We start from the raw sequence: 16308 nt of genomic DNA on the forward strand, positions 1-16308 counted from the left end.
CTCTACTCCAGATACAGTCAACGGTACAGCCATTTTCAAGGGGAAAATGTACCCAGTAGCTTCTGAGCAATTTTTTCTGAGAAGCGACCTGCAGTAAGGGTTTTGTTGATTTTTTAGTATTTCTGTATGGGGGAAGTCCAGTTTTTCAGCAAACCCTACTTATTGGCTGGTTAAAAATTTTCTTGACAATAAGTTCATGATCAGGTACACTTCCTCTAGGTCTTGAAGTTAATTTTTTTAGCTAATCATATTAGCTGATATAACCCCCAGGCTAGTTTAATAGTATTTTGGCAAGTATGAGAGAGCTGCAATAATCTTTCTAGTTCTATAGGGCTAATTACAAACTGACCTAGTTTGTAATCTTGATTACAAAGCTTTTAGCTTGCCAGTATCAAGATAGGATATGACAATAAAGCCACCATTGCAAGAGAAAAAATTTATCGAGCTAGATGCTAACTTCTCTACAACTCGCCGAGTAACGATGGAGAGACCTGCTATTATTAACGATCCTTCTGCAAAAGTGCAATCTTATTTATTTTTGCCACCAAATCCAGAACGCAGGGGAGAAGGAGGATTAAGAACAAAGGGATATTTCAAGCACTCCTACACGGAGACAAGTGAGTTATCGGAAAAATTTGCAGTTCCTTTGGTTACTATTATAACGGTAGTTTTTAATGGAGAAAAGCACTTAGAGCAAGCAATTCAGAGTGTCATTAGCCAGTCTTACAATAATGTTGAGTACATTATTATAGACGGAGGTTCTACGGACAGCACAATTGATATTATTCGTAAGTATGATGATCAGATAGATTATTGGTTGAGCGAACCTGACGAAGGTATATATGATGCGATGAATAAAGGCTGGAAATTGAGTCAAGGAGATTACATTTACTACCTGGGGAGCGATGATATATTGTTAAATATACCTAGCCAATCTATTCAAAAAGCAAGTTTAAACAATACGGACATAATTTATGGCAATGTAATTATGGATAACGGTCAGCTACGGATCAGTAGATATAATCCATTGATTGTGTTCAAAAATACTTTATGTCCGCAAGGACTATTCATTAAGAAAAACCTACTTGCTCAACTTCCGTTCAACACCAAATATAAAATATATGCTGATTTCGACCTTAATCAAAAGATTTATAAGATGAGTGCATCGTCAATCAAAGACAAATCTACGATTGCTTTTTTTAGACTTGGTGGTGCCAGCAGTTCCTATCAAGATAACTCAAAATTAGCGAATTGTAAGCAGGAGTACGCTAGAGTTATTTATGATAATTTTGGTTTGTCTGGGCTGATTTTATCTTGGATTTGGGGGGCTGTACGAGGTTTAGTTGTTAGAAACAATACCCATTTACATACCGATTACAAAACCTTGAAAAGAATTTTAAAAGACTGCGAATAATCCTTTTTATTCGAGTGATATTGGCATGAACATATTTCAGCAATCAACAATTTAAAGGAGTTAGAAACTTTCTATGCAGAGTACAGCAAATAGTAGCAATTATCAACATTTATTAAGTATAATCAATACTGAATCTTACAGACATTCAACTGATCAAGAAGTCAAAATTCTAGATGTTGGTTGTGGTAACGGACAATTGATTGCATACTTGACAAAAAATCTTCCCTGTGTACAGCCAAATATTAACTGGAAAGTCTATGGTTTAGACGTTGTTAATCATGGTGTCCAAAAAAAGGGGTTTATGGATGAAACAATTGAAAATCTATCAAAGAATTTTTCTGAAGTAGATTGGCATGAAAGACTAACTTTAATTTATGATGATGAAAAGTGGCAATATCCAGATAATTTTTTTGATGTAATTATTTCTAACCAAGTGGTGGAACACGTCAAGAATCATCTACTTTTTTTTCTTGAGATATCTAGAACATTAACAATGAATGGATATTCTGTACATCTATTTCCCTTGTCCAACGTTCTCTGGGAATGGCATATTCATTTACCTTTAGTCCATAAGGTTAAAAACTTTGATTTTTTGTTTGATAACATTAAATTTTTAAGCACTTTAGGTTTAGGAACTTTTCATCGTCAGACTAAAGAATCTGGTATATCCTTGGAAGATTGGACTGAAAAACATACGGATTATTTACATTACTTTACTAACTATATCAGCTACCAAGAGATTTTAAATATGGGCAAAATATCTAATTTAAGGACATCTTTCAGATATACGAGGGAACTTTATCAACTATACCTAGACAAGAAAATGAAACGAACACCAAAATCAATCTATACCAACCATTATAGCTCATTTATCTTGGAGTTTTTATCTATATTTTTTCTTAAGTATATTGCCAGTGTAACTTTGTTTCTTGAGAAAAAGCAGACTTTTAGTTAATCGATCGGAGTAAGAAAATGCAACAATTTATCGAGACTTTGAGTCAATGCCCTAAGTGCAAAAGTAGTCAATTAACTTTTGATGATCATCAGATTATTTGCAAAAACTGTAATTCTGAATTTGCTATTGTCAATAATAAACCAGTATTCATTCGAGAAGATAATGAAATTTTTTCTCCCTCTTTTTATACTAATACGGTGACTGATCATGGTTCAAAAGAAAAAAACATATTCTCAAAAATTGTCCCTAGTCCATCGATCACCTTAAACTATATTGAGAGGATTCAAAATTTTGCTCAGACTTTAGAAAATTTTACCTTAGCATATGTCTTGGTTGTGGGTGGAGGAAATCAGAAAAGAGATTTAGATAGGTTAATGTCAGAATATAGCAATATCAAGTTGATATATTCCGATGTTGATGTTAATGCAGATGTCGATTTATTCTGTGATGCTCACGATCTTCCTTTTCAAGACCAAGTTTTTCATGGTATTATTACTACAGCAGTTTTAGAACACGTTCTCTACCCCGAAAAAGTCGTTAGTGAAATGCACAGAGTTCTCAAAGATGGCGGGGTAATTTATTCAGAAATTCCCTTTATGCAGCAGGTTCATGAAGGGGCCTATGATTTTACCAGATATACCCTTTCTGGTCATCGGCGCTTGTTTAACTATTTTTCAGAAATTTCCAGTGGTTTAGTTGCCGGACCTGGAACAGTTTTAGTCTGGTCTATCGAACATTTTGCTTTATGTTTTGCTGGCAATAATACCTCAAGATTATTAACTAAAGCAATGGTGAGATTATTGTTTTCTTGGCTTAAATATTTTGACTATCTATTCAAAAATAATCCTCAGGCTCTCGATGGAGCTTCTTGTACATATTTCTTAGGAAAAAAATCTCCTGAGAAAGTAGTTTCTGATCAAATGATTATTGAGAGATATAAAGGAGCTAATCATCTTCGCCATACCTAGAGAATATCCTCAATTCTCCAGTTTATACAAGAAAATAATCTAATTAAATCCTCAACAGTGATGAAAATTTTGTTATTTAGTCGCTATGATACTTTAGGTGCTAGTAGCCGCTATCGTACCTACCAATATTTGCCTTATTTCAAAAAAGAGGGAATAGAGTTTGAGACCGCTCCCTTATTAGATAATGATTACTTGAGAACTCGCTACTTAGGGAAAAAATACCCTTTATCGAGATTATTATTTGCTTATCAACAGAGAATTTCGCTGCTGTTGCAATCTCAAAAATACGATTTAATCTGGTTGGAAAAGGAAGCATTACCTTGGCTACCAGCTTGGCTAGAATTACTGTTTCTCAGAGGAAGAACACCTTATGTAGTTGATTATGATGACGCAGTATTCCACCGTTACGATCAACATTCTGCTCCTATAGTTAGATGGCTATTGGCACAGAAAATCGATCGAGTAATGCAGAATGCTCGCTTAGTGATTGCGGGAAATGATTACTTAGCTAACAGAGCAACACAAGCAGGAGCTAAATGGGTAGAAATATTACCCACCGTCGTCGATCTTGATCGCTATCCCTTATCAAAAGCTCCTCAAAATGAAGTCTTTACCATCGGCTGGATAGGAAGTCCATTGAAGTTTGTCGATTATATACAAGAACTTTATCCTGTTTTAAAAGAAATTTGTCGAGATGGTGGTGCCAAAGTCGTTGCTATTGGTGCCAAAGAGACAAATCTAGAGGATATCCCTTTAGAAATTAAGCCTTGGTCTGAGGCAACCGAGGTGAAGGAGATGCAACAATTTGATGTGGGGATTATGCCCCTTACCGATACAGCATTTGAGCGAGGAAAATGCGGATTTAAACTAATCCAATATATGGCATCTACTCGCCCAGTTATTGGTTCACCAGTGGGGGTGAACGCAGAGATTATTAAGGAGGGGATCAACGGCTTTCAAGCTAGTAGTCAAGCTGAATGGCTGCAAGCTTTTCAAAACCTGAAAAATGATCGAGATTTAAGAGAAAGCATGGGATGGGCTGGCAGAAAACTTGTCGAAGATAAGTATAATATTCAAATAACCGCCCCTAAAATGTTGCAGCTATTGCAAAAAGCTAATCAAGTTTTAAAAACCTAAAACTGTTTTTCTAAAATTATCCATAAATCAAGAATCTAAACTGTGCATGAAATGAAAATACTTTTTATTATTACTAGAGCAGATACCGTTGGAGGCGCACAGGTTCATGTGCGAGATTTAGCGAGATTTTTGCAAGATTCTCACCATCAGGTCTTAGTTGTTACTGGAATAAAAGGCATTTATAATGACGATCTGACGAGCTGCCTCATAACCAATTTATCTTGTCAACACTTTGGCAAAAAAATTAACTTAATTCAAGACTGGCAAACCTTGAATTTTATCAAACAAATTATTGTAGAATTCCAACCAGATATTATCAGCACTCACTCTAGTAAAGCGGGAATTTTAGGACGATTAGCGGCCAAAAAAAGTAAGACTCCTTGCATTTTTACCGCCCATGGTTGGGCTTTTACAGGAGGTGTACCAGAGCCGAGTCGCACTATCTATCAGTGGTTAGAAAAAATCACAGAACCTTTAGCTAATAAAATTATCTGTGTTTCGGAACAAGATCGATTAATTGGAATAAAAACTGGTATGCAACCGCAGCGATTATTGACCATTCATAATGGGATGCCAGATCTACCCGCAGAATTGAGAGCTAATCCTGGTAATGCTAACCCTGTTCGTATTGTCATGGTGGCAAGATTTGATCAGCAAAAAGACCATGTAACCTTACTGAAAGCCTTTCAAAATATTCCCGAAGCCCATTTAGATTTAGTCGGAGACGGTCCGGATTTAGAAAAGATTAAAACCTTAGCTAAGGAGCTAAAAATTATCGACAGAGTTAACTTTTTAGGTTTTCGTAATAATGTAGCTGAAGTCTTAGCTCAAGCCCAAGTATTTACTTTAATATCTAATTGGGAAGGGTTTCCTCGCACTACAATCGAAGCAATGAGAGCGGGATTACCAGTAATTGTATCAGATGTGGGGGGAGCATCGGAAGCAATTGTGGAAGGAATAACTGGATACACCGTAGCGAGGGGAGATGTTAACACGTTACACCAGAGACTATTACAATTAGTTCTTGATCAACAATTCAGAGCTAAAATGGGAGCGGCAGGACGCAAACGCTATGAAACAGAATATACTTTTGAGAAGATGTTTGAAAAAACCTTTCAGGTTTATCAGCAAGTTTTAGCCAAAAGGAGAAAAAATGATGATTGAGAATAAAATATTAATCACAGGTGCTACGGGATTGCCTGGTGGTTTTTTCATGCAACATTTGGCATCTACTAAGCCTGAAATAGAAATACATTGTTTAATTCGACCCAGTAGCGATCGCAGTATGTTAGATAGTCTAGGACTGAATTTAACCTACGATTTTGGCGATAGCTCTATCTCAGAAACCTGGGAAGGAATTTTTAGGGAAAATAGTTTTGAAACCATCATCCATCTCGTCCAACTTCGACAAGTACCAACTATACTTAATAGTCTAAAAAAATTCCAACAAACTCCCCGATTAATTATTATTGGAACCACAGGAGTATATTCAAAATATAATGAATATTCTGCCGAGTATAAACAAGCAGAAAATTATTTACAAGAGTATCCTGCTTCTTATTGTCTGCTGAGACCGACAATGATTTATGGCACTCCTAAGGATAAAAACCTACACAAATTGATTAAATTCTGTCACCGCTACGGATTCTTTCCCATTTTTGGCTCTGGTGATAACCTGTTACAACCAGTTCACGCTGATGACATTGCCCAGATGTTGTTAAAAGTCTGGGAATGTCCTGATATAAAAGGTGCTTACGATCTTTCCGGAGGTAGTATTGTTTCCTTCCGTCAGTTAATTTTATTGATAGAACAATTATTAGGCCAATCGGTGCGTCCCCTGTCCTTTCCCTTGAACTTTGGCATCTGGTCAGCTACCCTACTAGAACAAACATTAGGTAAAAAATCACCAGTGCGACGAGAACAAATCCTGCGATTACAAGAAGACAAAGCTTATGCCCACGAAGAAGCTAAAAGGGATTTAGGGTTTACTCCTCGTACTCTAGAAGCCGGACTACAACAAGAGATAGAATTAATGCGCTCCCAAGGCATAATTTAACTAATTAGGGTCTGCTGAAAAAGTTTGTTGGTGGGGGCAGGGTGTGGGGTGTGGGGTGTGGGGTGTAGGGTTTTACCGATTTTGAGGTAGTCAGTTACCTAATTTTCAGGGAAAAAGTACCTGAATTTTACCCCCGATCCCTCCAATGGTCGGCACTTTTTGAGGAAAAAAAAGTCTAAAAGCCTTATCCAACAAGGTTTTTAGATTTATTCAGCAAGCCCTAATTAAATCAATTTTTGTCTTGACTCTAGCCCTATTCAAAAAACCCTGAATTGGCAACCTCCCTTTACTTTAGAGCAAGGATTAGCCCAAACAATTAATCCAGAAAATTAGTGATCAGCTTGTCAAAAAGGCTTCATAATTCAAGTTCCACTTTGACAAAATCGGCAGTTTTATGGAGAGAAAACCCTACTTTGGCGGCTATCATCTGCATAGCGCGGTTATCCCTTAAAATTTCCCCTTCGATTCCCTCTAATCCTTCCTTTTTGCCAATAGTGACTAAACGCTGTAGTAATTCTGTACCAATGCCCTGACCTTGATAGTCATCCCTAACTAATAGGTCAAATTCCGCCACATTAACGCCGTGCAGTTTATTTAAGCGTCCTATAGCGATAATTTCTGGCTCTTCCGTCTGATCGTTATTAATCTCTACCACTAAGCTCATTACTCGATCGTAGTCGATAAAACAAATGCGCGTAAGACGATCATAAGCGGTTTGGCGATCGAGATTGACAAGGTGAAAATAACGATAATAAATGCTTTCTTCCGAGAGATAATGGTGAAATTGTCGCACTAAAGGCTCATCCGCTGCCCGAATCGGACGAATTAGCACCTTTAAGCCTCTTTTCGTCGTCCAAGGACCTATATAATGTTCAGGATAGGGACGAATCGCCGGATGAGATAACTTTTCTGGGGGAGTAGTTGGAGGATGAAGAAGGATAGAAGCGGAAAGGGCGATTAATTGCTCTGAATCGGCAAAAAAGGGATTAATATCGATAGTTTTAATGCGAGGTTGTTCACTAACCAGGTGACTAAATCTAACGATTATTTGCTCTAAATTCGCTAAATTAAGCGATTTAAGCCCATTTAGTCCCTGAAAAGCCCGATAAATCTTGGTTTTTTCTAAAAGTCGGCGAGCGAGATTAGTATTTAAAGGAGGTAGAGCGGTGGCGTAATCTTGAAAAATATCGACTAAACGGCCACCAGTACCAAAAATTATCACCGGTCCGCACTGATCATCGTAATTAGAGCCGATAATTAACTCATATCCTCGATCGATCTCTAACATCGGTTGAATACTCACCCCGAGAAAATGCTCCCGACCCACTTGTGCGCTAACATTAGCTTCGATCGCCTGATATGCTTGTGCGACTGCCATAGAGGAAAAAAGCGGCCATTGTACCCCACCCACGGCGCTTTTATGGATAATCGTCTGGGAATGCAGTTTCATCACCACGGGATAACCGAGAGATTCAGCGAGATTAACTGCTTCTGCGGCACTTTCGGCAATTTCAGTGACAATAACAGGGATTCCATAAGCTTTGAGTATATCTAAAGACTCTGGCTCACTGAGAATTGTTCTATCCCCTGCTTGCTCGATAATCTGGCTAACTAAAACTCGATCGGAGCTATTTTCCTGAGAATTGGTTAAAATTGGCGTTTGATAAAGACCGCGTAGATTCTCTTCATATTTCCAGAGCAAATTAAACACCCGGGCAGCCGAATCGGGATAGCGATAGGTGGGGATACCCTGCTGATTTAATAACGCTACTCCCTCTGCAATGCCCTCTCCCCCCATCAAACTTGCTAAAATGGGTTTTGTGCTATTTTGAGCGATTGAGGCAATTCTAAGGGCAATTTCTCGCAGATCAGTGTTAAAGCGAGGCGAGAGAATCATCAACACCGCGTCGGTATGTGCATCCGCTAAAGCAATCTCTAGGGCGCGAGCGTAGCTATCGGGATCGCTGCTGCGACGCAGATCGATGGGATTTTGGGGGACGATATCCGCGGGAACAAGAGGCGCTAGTTTTTCGATCGTTGCGGGGGTAAGGGTTGCCAGTTGTCCATCTTCCGCCAGTAAAGCCGAGGCCGCTAAAAGAGCGGGAGCCACACCATTGCTGATGATTGTCAAGCGTTTTCCCCGGGGAAATCGGGGAATTTTCGCTAAAACTTGCGTGATATTCAAGAGATCGGCCAGTCTTTGTACTTCCACGATGCCACAACGAGCAAAGGCAGCGGAGAGAGTTAGCTGATCGCTGGTCAATTTGCCAGCATGGGAAAGAGAAGTGGGGTCAAAGTCGGTACTGTGGCGACTAATGGCGATAATTGGTTTATTTAGGGCAACTTCTCGGGCTGAGGACAGAAAAGAGCGGGCATTATTCAGGGATTCCAGGTAGATAACGATGCTTTTGGTTTGGGGATCGTCTCCCAAATAATAGAGTAATTCGCCCCAATCCACATCTAAAAGAACTCCGAGGGAGATAAAGTGACTAAAACCGACATTTTCGCTTAAACTCCAATCAAGCACGGCAGCAGCGATCGCCCCACTTTGACTAATCAGGGCAATTGAACCAGTTTTCGGCAGGATGGGGGAAAAGGTGGCGTTAAGATTTTGGCTTATATTGCAGATTCCTGAGCTATGGGGACCGATGATGCGTAATTTTTGACCAGCGATCGCTTTAATTTCCCTAAGTAAATTTTCCCCCATCTGGCCGGTTTCCCGAAAACCCGTGGAGAGAATCAGGGCGCATTTAACCTGTTTTTCGACAGATTGGGCGATAATAGCGGGAATTTCGGGAGCGGGGGCGGTGATAATTACCAGATCGATCGCCGCCTGGATATCCTCTAAACTGCTATAGGTGGGAAGATCGAGCCAGTTTTCGGGGTGAGGATTAACTAGATAAAGGCGGTGCTGACCGGGATTATGATGGAGATTATTTAAAAGAGTGCGATCAAGTTGGGGATTTTGGCGATTAAATCCCACCACAGCGATGGTTTTTGGCTCAAAAAAGGCTCTTATGGTTTGATGTTCGCCACCACGAGGCTCTAAGATGGGATTTAACATAAGTAAGCTAGGAGATATTTAAAATGGGTATTGTTAAGTGAGCTAAAAAAGCAGCTAACCCTTACTGTTCCAGTGTTCCGGTGTTCCCCGATCAACCTAGACCAATTTTAGCTGTTTAATCAGGGTTCGATCGGTGTAATTAATTTTGTCTAGGTAGGGTTGGCAATAAAACAGCCCTAGCCGATCAACATTTTCCCCAAGAGATCTAGTAAACTATCTGATGCTGTAAATATTTAGAGACAGACGATGGAACTGGAATATCCCGAGGATTTGAGATACCTAGAAACCCACGAATACGTCAGACTCGAAGGTGAAATCGCTACCTTGGGAATTAGTGCTTTTGCCGTCGATCAATTGGGTGATATCGTGTTTCTAGAATTGCCCGAATTGGGAGAGGCGCTGAAAGTGGGTAGTAGTTTCGGCACGATCGAATCGGTAAAAGCGGTAGAAGAGCTTTATCCTCCCGTCTCGGGAACCGTAGTTGATCGCAATCAAGCGATGATTGACTCCCCCGAATTAATTGCCGATGATCCCCACGGGGAGGGTTGGTTATTAAAAGTGCGGGTAGAAAATCCCGATACTGCCTTGGCTGATACCCTCTCCGCTAGTGAATACCGCGCCCAAGTAGCAGGGGAAAGTTAACTAATATTAACAACACGCAGCCAGACCCTCACACTATCATAGGCATAGAAAGAATTGAAAATCCAGGAAGCGATCGAGTCTTCCTGATTTTTGTCTCTAAACCGTGCTGAAACGAAATTCTTGCCCGAATCGAGTCAGGTTTCACTATTTACCCAATCTATGCTAAATCCTAATCTCGCGGCGATCGAACTTTCCCAAGAGGAGGTTCAACGCTACTCTCGACACATTATTCTGCCCGAAGTGGGCTTAGAAGGTCAAAAAAAACTAAAAGCCGCCAGTGTTCTCTGCATCGGCACCGGGGGACTCGGTTCCCCGCTTTTACTCTATCTAGCGGCGGCTGGCATCGGTAGAATCGGTATTGTTGACTTCGATATCGTCGATAGTTCCAATCTGCAACGTCAAATTATTCACGGCACTTCTTGGGTAGGTAAACCGAAAATTGTTTCCGCTAAGGACAGAATTCTAGAAATTAACCCCTACTGTCAGGTGGATTTGTACGAAACCCGCATAAGTTCCGAAAATGCCCTTGACATTTTAGCCCCCTATGATGTAGTCATCGACGGGACCGATAATTTCCCCACCCGTTATCTGACTAATGATGCTTGTGTTCTTCTCGACAAACCCAACGTCTATGGCTCAATTTTCCGCTTTGAAGGACAGGCAACCGTTTTTAACTACCAAGGCGGTCCCAACTACCGCGATCTCTATCCCGAACCGCCACCACCGGGGATGGTTCCCTCCTGTGCGGAAGGCGGCGTTTTAGGGGTTTTACCCGGAGTAATCGGCACAATTCAAGCCACAGAAGCCATTAAAATTATCCTCGGCGCCCCGGATACCCTCAGTGGTCGTTTACTGCTTTACAATGCTTGGGAAATGAAATTCCGTGAGTTAAAATTGCGCCCGAATCCCATCCGTCCCGTCATTGAAAAACTAATTGATTACGAACAATTCTGCGGTATCCCGCAAGCGAAGGCACAAGAAGCAGCAGAACAGCAAAAAATGACAGAAATGACCGTAGTAGAGTTAAAAACCCTACTTGACAGCAATGCCAATGATTACATTCTCATCGATGTGCGTAATCCCAACGAGTACCAAATCGCGAAGATTCCCAACTCGGTATTAATCCCCCTACCCGATATCGAAAACGGTGCGGCAATTCCCAAAATTAAGGAATTAGTCAACGGTTATCGTCTCATCGCCCATTGTAAGATGGGGGGACGTTCCGCTAAAGCCCTCGCTATCCTCAAAGAGGCAGGTATCGAAGGAATTAACGTCAAAGGTGGTATCAGCGCCTGGAGTCGCGAAGTCGATTCCACTGTACCAGAATACTAATTTCGGCCCTTGGGTTTTGGGGTTTTGGGTGTTAGGGTGTTAGGGTTTTGGGGTATTAGTTGAATTTCCCCATTCCCTATCCCCCCATCTCCCTAGGGTTGATTCAAGGTAGGGTTGATTCATGAATCAACCCTACCCCATTCCCCATCCCCCCATCTCCCCTTCTCTGTGTTTCCTGTTCTCTCTGAATCTGTTAAGATCAAGGCCAGTTAGCCTTAAAATCCTCGGTGTGAGCGAACGATGAAAAACCATATTAAAAAAATTGCTAGTTGGAGCGCAATCGCTACTATTTCCCTTGGCTTAGTAGAAATGAACCGAGCAGCGATCGCATTTGGCAACAATAATCAATTCAGTGCCTGTATCGGTCAGATTGTCGGCACGGGAGTCAGTCCCGAAGATGCCGCCACCGCTTGTTCAGAAGCATTAATTCCGAAAGAATTATCCCGGTGTGTGGCGATGATTAAATCCAAAACCCCGATCGATGGTAATCTGGCTCTGCAAGCTTGTTTTCAAGTGCGTCGTCCCATCGACCTAGGTAATTGTGTGGTCGATATCCATCGCGCTGCCCCCTTGTTTGCCGCTAATTCCCTCAAACAAACGGAAACAGCCAAGGAACCTGATAAATTAGGGATTTCTAAACAGGTTTTAGATTCCTGTCGTCAAAGTTTATTACCCGGGCGCTTTTCCGAATGCGTTATCGCTGTCAGTCGTGGTGTGGACAAAAATAATCCCTCCCAAGCTTTACAAACCTGTTTAAGTGCCGAGGATTTCCCTAGAGATCTATTCCCCAGTTATCCCCAAAATCAAGACCAGAGACCTTAATCAAGATTATCGAAAATTTGGGTTAAAACCCCGTCCTTTTAGGACGGCTTTAAGCTACAATGGAAAAAGCGATAACCAAGCTAAAAACTGAACCTTGACAACAGATAGTAGGGGGTTTTGTTCAGAAAAGAATTCAAATTCGGCCTTGAACGAGTAAAACTTTCTAGGAAATAAGGTTGAACATGAGATTTTTTCGACTTGTTCAAAGTGGCCGGAGGGCATTCGGACACTCAAAACGGACGGGTCGAAAGAGTCAGACTTAAGCAATTAAGCGTTTTTCGGTGAAGCGTCAACCCCGTTCAGCGACCACCCTTAAAAAGTGGCGTGGTGAGGAATCGCCGTCCGTTTTACGGCGGCGAGGATGTCAATTGGCTCTCTTATTTTGGGAATATATGGAAAAACCAGAAAACGTTAAAGATTGAACCATCAATCAGACGAGTTCGGCGGCTTAGGAAAGGTACACTTAACCGTAATATTTAAATTACTTTTAGCGGTTCCTTTGGTAATATAAGGGATTCCTACCTCACCGCCGATTTCCACACCAAATTGTAAAGTGACTTCCTCAATGTTAGCAATGGCTAAATTGCGAAAAGCGTTTAAAGTGTAAGTAGTGTAAGTACGAATTGTATCTTCAATTGTCTGAAAATTCTGCAAAATTTGCTGTTTATCTGGTACAGGAATTACCCCTTTAGCAACTCTTCCCTCGGTTTTTACTGTCTCGGCAGGAATTTCCAGGTCATCGGTGGACTCTATATAAATTAGAGTGTTTTCGTCAATTTGGATCGGAGTTAGTCGAGTCATAAATAATGCAAAAATTGAAAATTAACTTTTTTCTTAACTATTTCTTGGCTCTCCCGTACTTGTGATGATAAGAAAAGATTATCTAAGGGAGGGCGTATGCTTTCCTTGCAGTTTATCAAAAAACAACCTAATATAAAAAACATTTCTATCCCTTGCTGACTGTCTATGGCTCGCTACGCCCTCGTCATCGGCATTAACCATTACGATAACCCCAATTTCCTGCCACCTTTGAGTAAACCCGCCCAAGATGCAGAAGCTGTTGCTCAATTCTTGGAGAATACTGGGACATTTGCCAATGTAGAACGCCTACCCAATCGCTGGATTGCCGCAGAAAAACGCTACGAAGTTGTTCCAGGACAGGTAACGGGGGATAAAGTCTTGCAGGCCTTACAGCAAATTTTATCGGGAGAGCAGACCAAAAATCAAGAAGTCTTGATCTACTTTTCAGGACACGGGTTTCGCCTGATCAATCGCATCGGTGACGGGGAAGCCTATCTTGCCACCTCCGATAGCCAACCCGACGGCGAAAATGCCATTTCTTTAGACCGAGAACTCAATCCTCTATTGCGGCGTTCTAATTTGAGTAATCTGGTAGTAATGCTAGACTGTTGCCATGCGGGGGCGTTATTGCCCGAAAATCCGGAATTAAATCGCACTTTGCTAGAACCTAGCCTTTCAGCATTTAAGGAGAAGCAAGATTACTACCTGATCGCCGCCTGTCGGTCAGAACAGGTGGCTTGGGAAGATAAGGAATACAGTTTGTTCACCGCCGCCTTACTCAAAGGACTGTCCCCACAACAGGCTGACCCAGAAACGGGAGAAATTAGTGCCGATCGCCTGTTTGATTTCGTTTCGCGGGAATTGCGCGGGAAGGGTCAAGAACCGATTCGTATGGGAGTTGGGCGATCGCTAATTCTGGTCAAATATGGGGCGCAACCTCAAGTTACAGAAGTGAACCCGTTACTAGATGAGACGGGAGAATTGCGCTGTCCCTATCAAGGATTGCTGGCGTTTACTAAGAAGGAACGGGATTTCTTCTTCGGACGCAAGCGAGTAGTGGAAGACATCAAATCTAAGCTAGATCGGCTAAATTTTGTCCCTCTGATTGGTGCTTCTGGAAGTGGTAAATCTTCGGTAGTTCTGGCGGGATTGATACCCTGGTTGGAAGAATTAGGATGGCAAATTCTCGAACCGATCAAGCCTGGATTTAAGCCGTTGACAAAGTTAGAAAGCCTACTGTTATCCTATTTTCCAGATTGCGAAAAATTGCTGGATGAATGTATCAATAATCCAGCCAGCGAAGGCTTAAAACCGCTATTAGAGCTTTTTCCCCGCAAACACAAATTCTTGCTGGTGGTGGATCAGTTTGAGGAATTATTCACTTTTGCTCTAGCGGAACAGCGCGATCGCTTTATTGAATTGATTACTCAAGTTGCCACAATTCCAGACTCTCCCCTAGCAGTTGTTGCTACCATGAGGGCGGATTTCATTGAACCCTGTTTGCGTTACGATGGGCTGCGACAACTGATTCAAAATAACGCCGAATACCTGCCAGATCTAAGGGGATTAGATTTGCTAGAAGCTATCACGGAACCAGCCAAACTGCAAGGCTATGAAGTTACTAATGATTTACTCAATAAAATCCTTGAAGATATTAAACAAGAACCAGGATTTTTGCCTTTATTAGAGTTTGCTTTAACCCAGCTTTGGCAGAGGCGAGATGAAGCAAACCATCGGCTGACTTTAGATGCTTATGAGGCGATAGGTGGTATAGTCGGAGCGTTAAATTGTCAAGCTGATAAAGTCTATCAATACAAGGATTATGAAAAAGACTCACCGCAGCAGGAGCGAACAGAAACAGAAAAAGCTTTAATCAAGCGAATTTTCTTGAATCTTCTGCAAATAGGAGATGGGGAAAAAGATACCAGATTGCGTCAACCGAAAGCCTTTATCTTGTCTCTAGCTGGAGATAATCAAGAAGGACAAAAAGTTTTAAAAGAACTGATTGAAGGTAAACAAGGATTAGTAAAAGGTCGTCTTTTAGTGACGGGAAAAACTGAACGAGAAGAAGAAGCTTGGGTAGATTTGGCACATGAAGCTTTAATTGAAAAGTGGGACAACCTGAATCTGTGGCGAACCGAAACTCGCAAGGGTAGAGAATTAGCCAAACAGGTGGATAAAGATGCCAAAGACTGGCAAAAAAATAACAGATCTCAGTATTATTTGTGGTCGGGTGACAAGTTAGCAGATGCAGAGAAAATTCTGCAAGAATATCAAGACACGGTGGAGACTACGCAATTGGCTAAAGATTTTCTCGAAGCTAGTAGCCAGCAAGAATTATATAATTACCTCCGCAGTTCAGACATTGATAATTTAGAGCGAGAGACATTAGAAAAAGAAGCAACTAACAAATCATTTTTAAGCCGAGAAAAGTTGAGAAATTTACTCGAAAATGAGAAGGAAAAAGCACAGATAAGGCTGTCAGCTTCCTGGTTACTGAAGCAGTGGGGAGAGGAGGTTCCTATCTGGACAGCAAAGGTTGATAAACAAGGAAATATTGAACTCTCAATTATCGCAGAAAACGATCTACCAGCCACAGTAATCGAAGAGTTAGAAAGTGGAATAAACCTAGAAATGGTGAAAATTTCTGGTGGTGAGTTTTGGATGGGTTCGCCGGAGCGAGAAGACGGATCATATCCAGATGAGCGCCCGCCACACAGGGTCACGATTTCTCCCTTTCTGATGGGCAAATATCCGATAACGCAGGCGCAGTGGCGAGCAGTAGCTTCTTTGCCTAAAATTGAACGGGATCTCAACCCAGACCCCTCAACCTATAACCCACATTCCGCACCCTCAACTGTCACATAAGCTGTCCCCCTCCAGAGACTTGAGTAAAAATACTTAGCTGGTGAAGGTTTTTTTGCTTGTGCCAAGGCTCTGCCTTGACACACAATACTTAAGGCTCTGCCTTAAAATATCCTTCAGGTAGAACCTGAAAAGAGCGTTCCCAGGTAGAACCTGGGAACGAGATAGCAGGATTTGCTTGTGCCAAGGCTCTGCCTTGACACACAATACTTAAGGCTCTGCCTTAAAATATCCTTCAGGTAGAACCTGAAA

At 41.4% G+C, this 16308-nt stretch carries 13 protein-coding genes and 1 pseudogene; 12 read left to right on the top strand and 2 right to left on the bottom strand.

The window, feature by feature from the left end:
- Window positions 1-403: 403 nt before the first annotated feature.
- The 7 genes and pseudogenes from IM500_RS16270 to IM500_RS24840 all read left to right on the top strand — a co-directional run.
- Window positions 404-1414, top strand: coding sequence for a glycosyltransferase family 2 protein (locus IM500_RS16270; RefSeq protein WP_190718936.1), 1011 nt, complete (start codon window positions 404-406; stop codon window positions 1412-1414).
- A 73-nt stretch (window positions 1415-1487) separates the two neighbouring features.
- Window positions 1488-2369 (top strand): class I SAM-dependent methyltransferase, encoded by an 882-nt coding sequence (locus IM500_RS16275; RefSeq protein ID WP_004160833.1) that lies wholly within the window; start codon window positions 1488-1490, stop codon window positions 2367-2369.
- Between the two features lie 17 nt (window positions 2370-2386).
- Window positions 2387-3337 carry a class I SAM-dependent methyltransferase gene (locus IM500_RS16280; RefSeq protein WP_190718938.1) on the top strand — a complete coding sequence of 317 codons (951 nt, stop codon included), beginning with the start codon at window positions 2387-2389 and terminating at the stop codon, window positions 3335-3337.
- 60 nt (window positions 3338-3397) lie between these two features.
- Window positions 3398-4474 (top strand): glycosyltransferase family 4 protein, encoded by a 1077-nt coding sequence (locus tag IM500_RS16285; RefSeq protein ID WP_190718941.1) that lies wholly within the window; start codon window positions 3398-3400, stop codon window positions 4472-4474.
- A gap of 51 nt (window positions 4475-4525) precedes the next feature.
- Window positions 4526-5638 carry a glycosyltransferase family 4 protein gene (locus IM500_RS16290; RefSeq protein ID WP_190718944.1) on the top strand — a complete coding sequence of 371 codons (1113 nt, stop codon included), beginning with the start codon at window positions 4526-4528 and terminating at the stop codon, window positions 5636-5638.
- The gene (locus IM500_RS16295) at window positions 5628-6530 is read left to right on the top strand and encodes an NAD-dependent epimerase/dehydratase family protein (protein WP_287738996.1); all 903 of its coding nucleotides are present in this window, start codon (window positions 5628-5630) and stop codon (window positions 6528-6530) included. Before IM500_RS16290 ends, IM500_RS16295 begins: the two co-directional genes overlap by 11 nt.
- A gap of 231 nt (window positions 6531-6761) precedes the next feature.
- Window positions 6762-6863 (top strand): annotated as a pseudogene (locus tag IM500_RS24840) (NAD-dependent epimerase/dehydratase family protein); the annotation flags it as partial.
- A gap of 22 nt (window positions 6864-6885) precedes the next feature.
- Here IM500_RS24840 and IM500_RS16300 read toward each other — a convergent pair.
- On the bottom strand, window positions 6886-9594 hold the full coding sequence (locus IM500_RS16300; protein WP_287738998.1) for a bifunctional acetate--CoA ligase family protein/GNAT family N-acetyltransferase: 2709 nt from the start codon (window positions 9592-9594) through the stop codon (window positions 6886-6888).
- Window positions 9595-9840: 246 nt separating this feature from the next.
- Here IM500_RS16300 and gcvH point away from each other — a divergent pair, with 246 nt between their 5' ends.
- The 4 genes from gcvH to IM500_RS16320 all read left to right on the top strand — a co-directional run bounded on the left by gcvH (window position 9841) and on the right by IM500_RS16320 (window position 12812).
- The gene (gene gcvH / locus IM500_RS16305; protein WP_190718954.1) at window positions 9841-10236 is read left to right on the top strand and encodes a glycine cleavage system protein GcvH; all 396 of its coding nucleotides are present in this window, start codon (window positions 9841-9843) and stop codon (window positions 10234-10236) included.
- A gap of 159 nt (window positions 10237-10395) precedes the next feature.
- Window positions 10396-11568: a molybdopterin-synthase adenylyltransferase MoeB gene (moeB, locus tag IM500_RS16310; RefSeq protein ID WP_190718957.1), complete on the top strand. Its 1173-nt coding sequence runs from the start codon at window positions 10396-10398 to the stop codon at window positions 11566-11568.
- Window positions 11569-11808: 240 nt separating this feature from the next.
- Window positions 11809-12390, top strand: coding sequence for a hypothetical protein (locus IM500_RS16315; protein ID WP_190718960.1), 582 nt, complete (start codon window positions 11809-11811; stop codon window positions 12388-12390).
- Window positions 12391-12671: 281 nt separating this feature from the next.
- On the top strand, window positions 12672-12812 hold the full coding sequence (locus IM500_RS16320; protein ID WP_287739001.1) for a hypothetical protein: 141 nt from the start codon (window positions 12672-12674) through the stop codon (window positions 12810-12812).
- 4 nt (window positions 12813-12816) lie between these two features.
- Here IM500_RS16320 and IM500_RS16325 read toward each other — a convergent pair whose 3' ends face one another.
- A complete protein-coding gene (locus tag IM500_RS16325; RefSeq protein WP_190718963.1) occupies window positions 12817-13191 on the bottom strand; it encodes a CU044_2847 family protein in 375 nt (124 codons plus the stop codon).
- A 165-nt stretch (window positions 13192-13356) separates the two neighbouring features.
- Here IM500_RS16325 and IM500_RS16330 point away from each other — a divergent pair, with 165 nt between their 5' ends.
- Window positions 13357-16059 carry an nSTAND1 domain-containing NTPase gene (locus tag IM500_RS16330; protein ID WP_287739004.1) on the top strand — a complete coding sequence of 901 codons (2703 nt, stop codon included), beginning with the start codon at window positions 13357-13359 and terminating at the stop codon, window positions 16057-16059.
- The last annotated feature ends 249 nt before the right edge of the window (window positions 16060-16308 follow it).

Source organism: Microcystis sp. M179S2 (genome assembly GCF_020245805.1).
GTDB lineage: Bacteria > Cyanobacteriota > Cyanobacteriia > Cyanobacteriales > Microcystaceae > Microcystis > Microcystis aeruginosa.

Coding starts and splice junctions, on each gene's coding strand:
- IM500_RS16270 (WP_190718936.1), top strand. CDS start 404: ATGACAATAAAGCCACCATTGCAAGAGAAAAAATTTATCGAGCTAGAT.
- IM500_RS16275 (WP_004160833.1), top strand. CDS start 1,488: ATGCAGAGTACAGCAAATAGTAGCAATTATCAACATTTATTAAGTATA.
- IM500_RS16280 (WP_190718938.1), top strand. CDS start 2,387: ATGCAACAATTTATCGAGACTTTGAGTCAATGCCCTAAGTGCAAAAGT.
- IM500_RS16285 (WP_190718941.1), top strand. CDS start 3,398: ATGAAAATTTTGTTATTTAGTCGCTATGATACTTTAGGTGCTAGTAGC.
- IM500_RS16290 (WP_190718944.1), top strand. CDS start 4,526: ATGAAAATACTTTTTATTATTACTAGAGCAGATACCGTTGGAGGCGCA.
- IM500_RS16295 (WP_287738996.1), top strand. CDS start 5,628: ATGATGATTGAGAATAAAATATTAATCACAGGTGCTACGGGATTGCCT.
- IM500_RS16300 (WP_287738998.1), bottom strand. CDS start 9,594: ATGTTAAATCCCATCTTAGAGCCTCGTGGTGGCGAACATCAAACCATA.
- gcvH (WP_190718954.1), top strand. CDS start 9,841: ATGGAACTGGAATATCCCGAGGATTTGAGATACCTAGAAACCCACGAA.
- moeB (WP_190718957.1), top strand. CDS start 10,396: ATGCTAAATCCTAATCTCGCGGCGATCGAACTTTCCCAAGAGGAGGTT.
- IM500_RS16315 (WP_190718960.1), top strand. CDS start 11,809: ATGAAAAACCATATTAAAAAAATTGCTAGTTGGAGCGCAATCGCTACT.
- IM500_RS16325 (WP_190718963.1), bottom strand. CDS start 13,191: ATGACTCGACTAACTCCGATCCAAATTGACGAAAACACTCTAATTTAT.
- IM500_RS16330 (WP_287739004.1), top strand. CDS start 13,357: ATGGCTCGCTACGCCCTCGTCATCGGCATTAACCATTACGATAACCCC.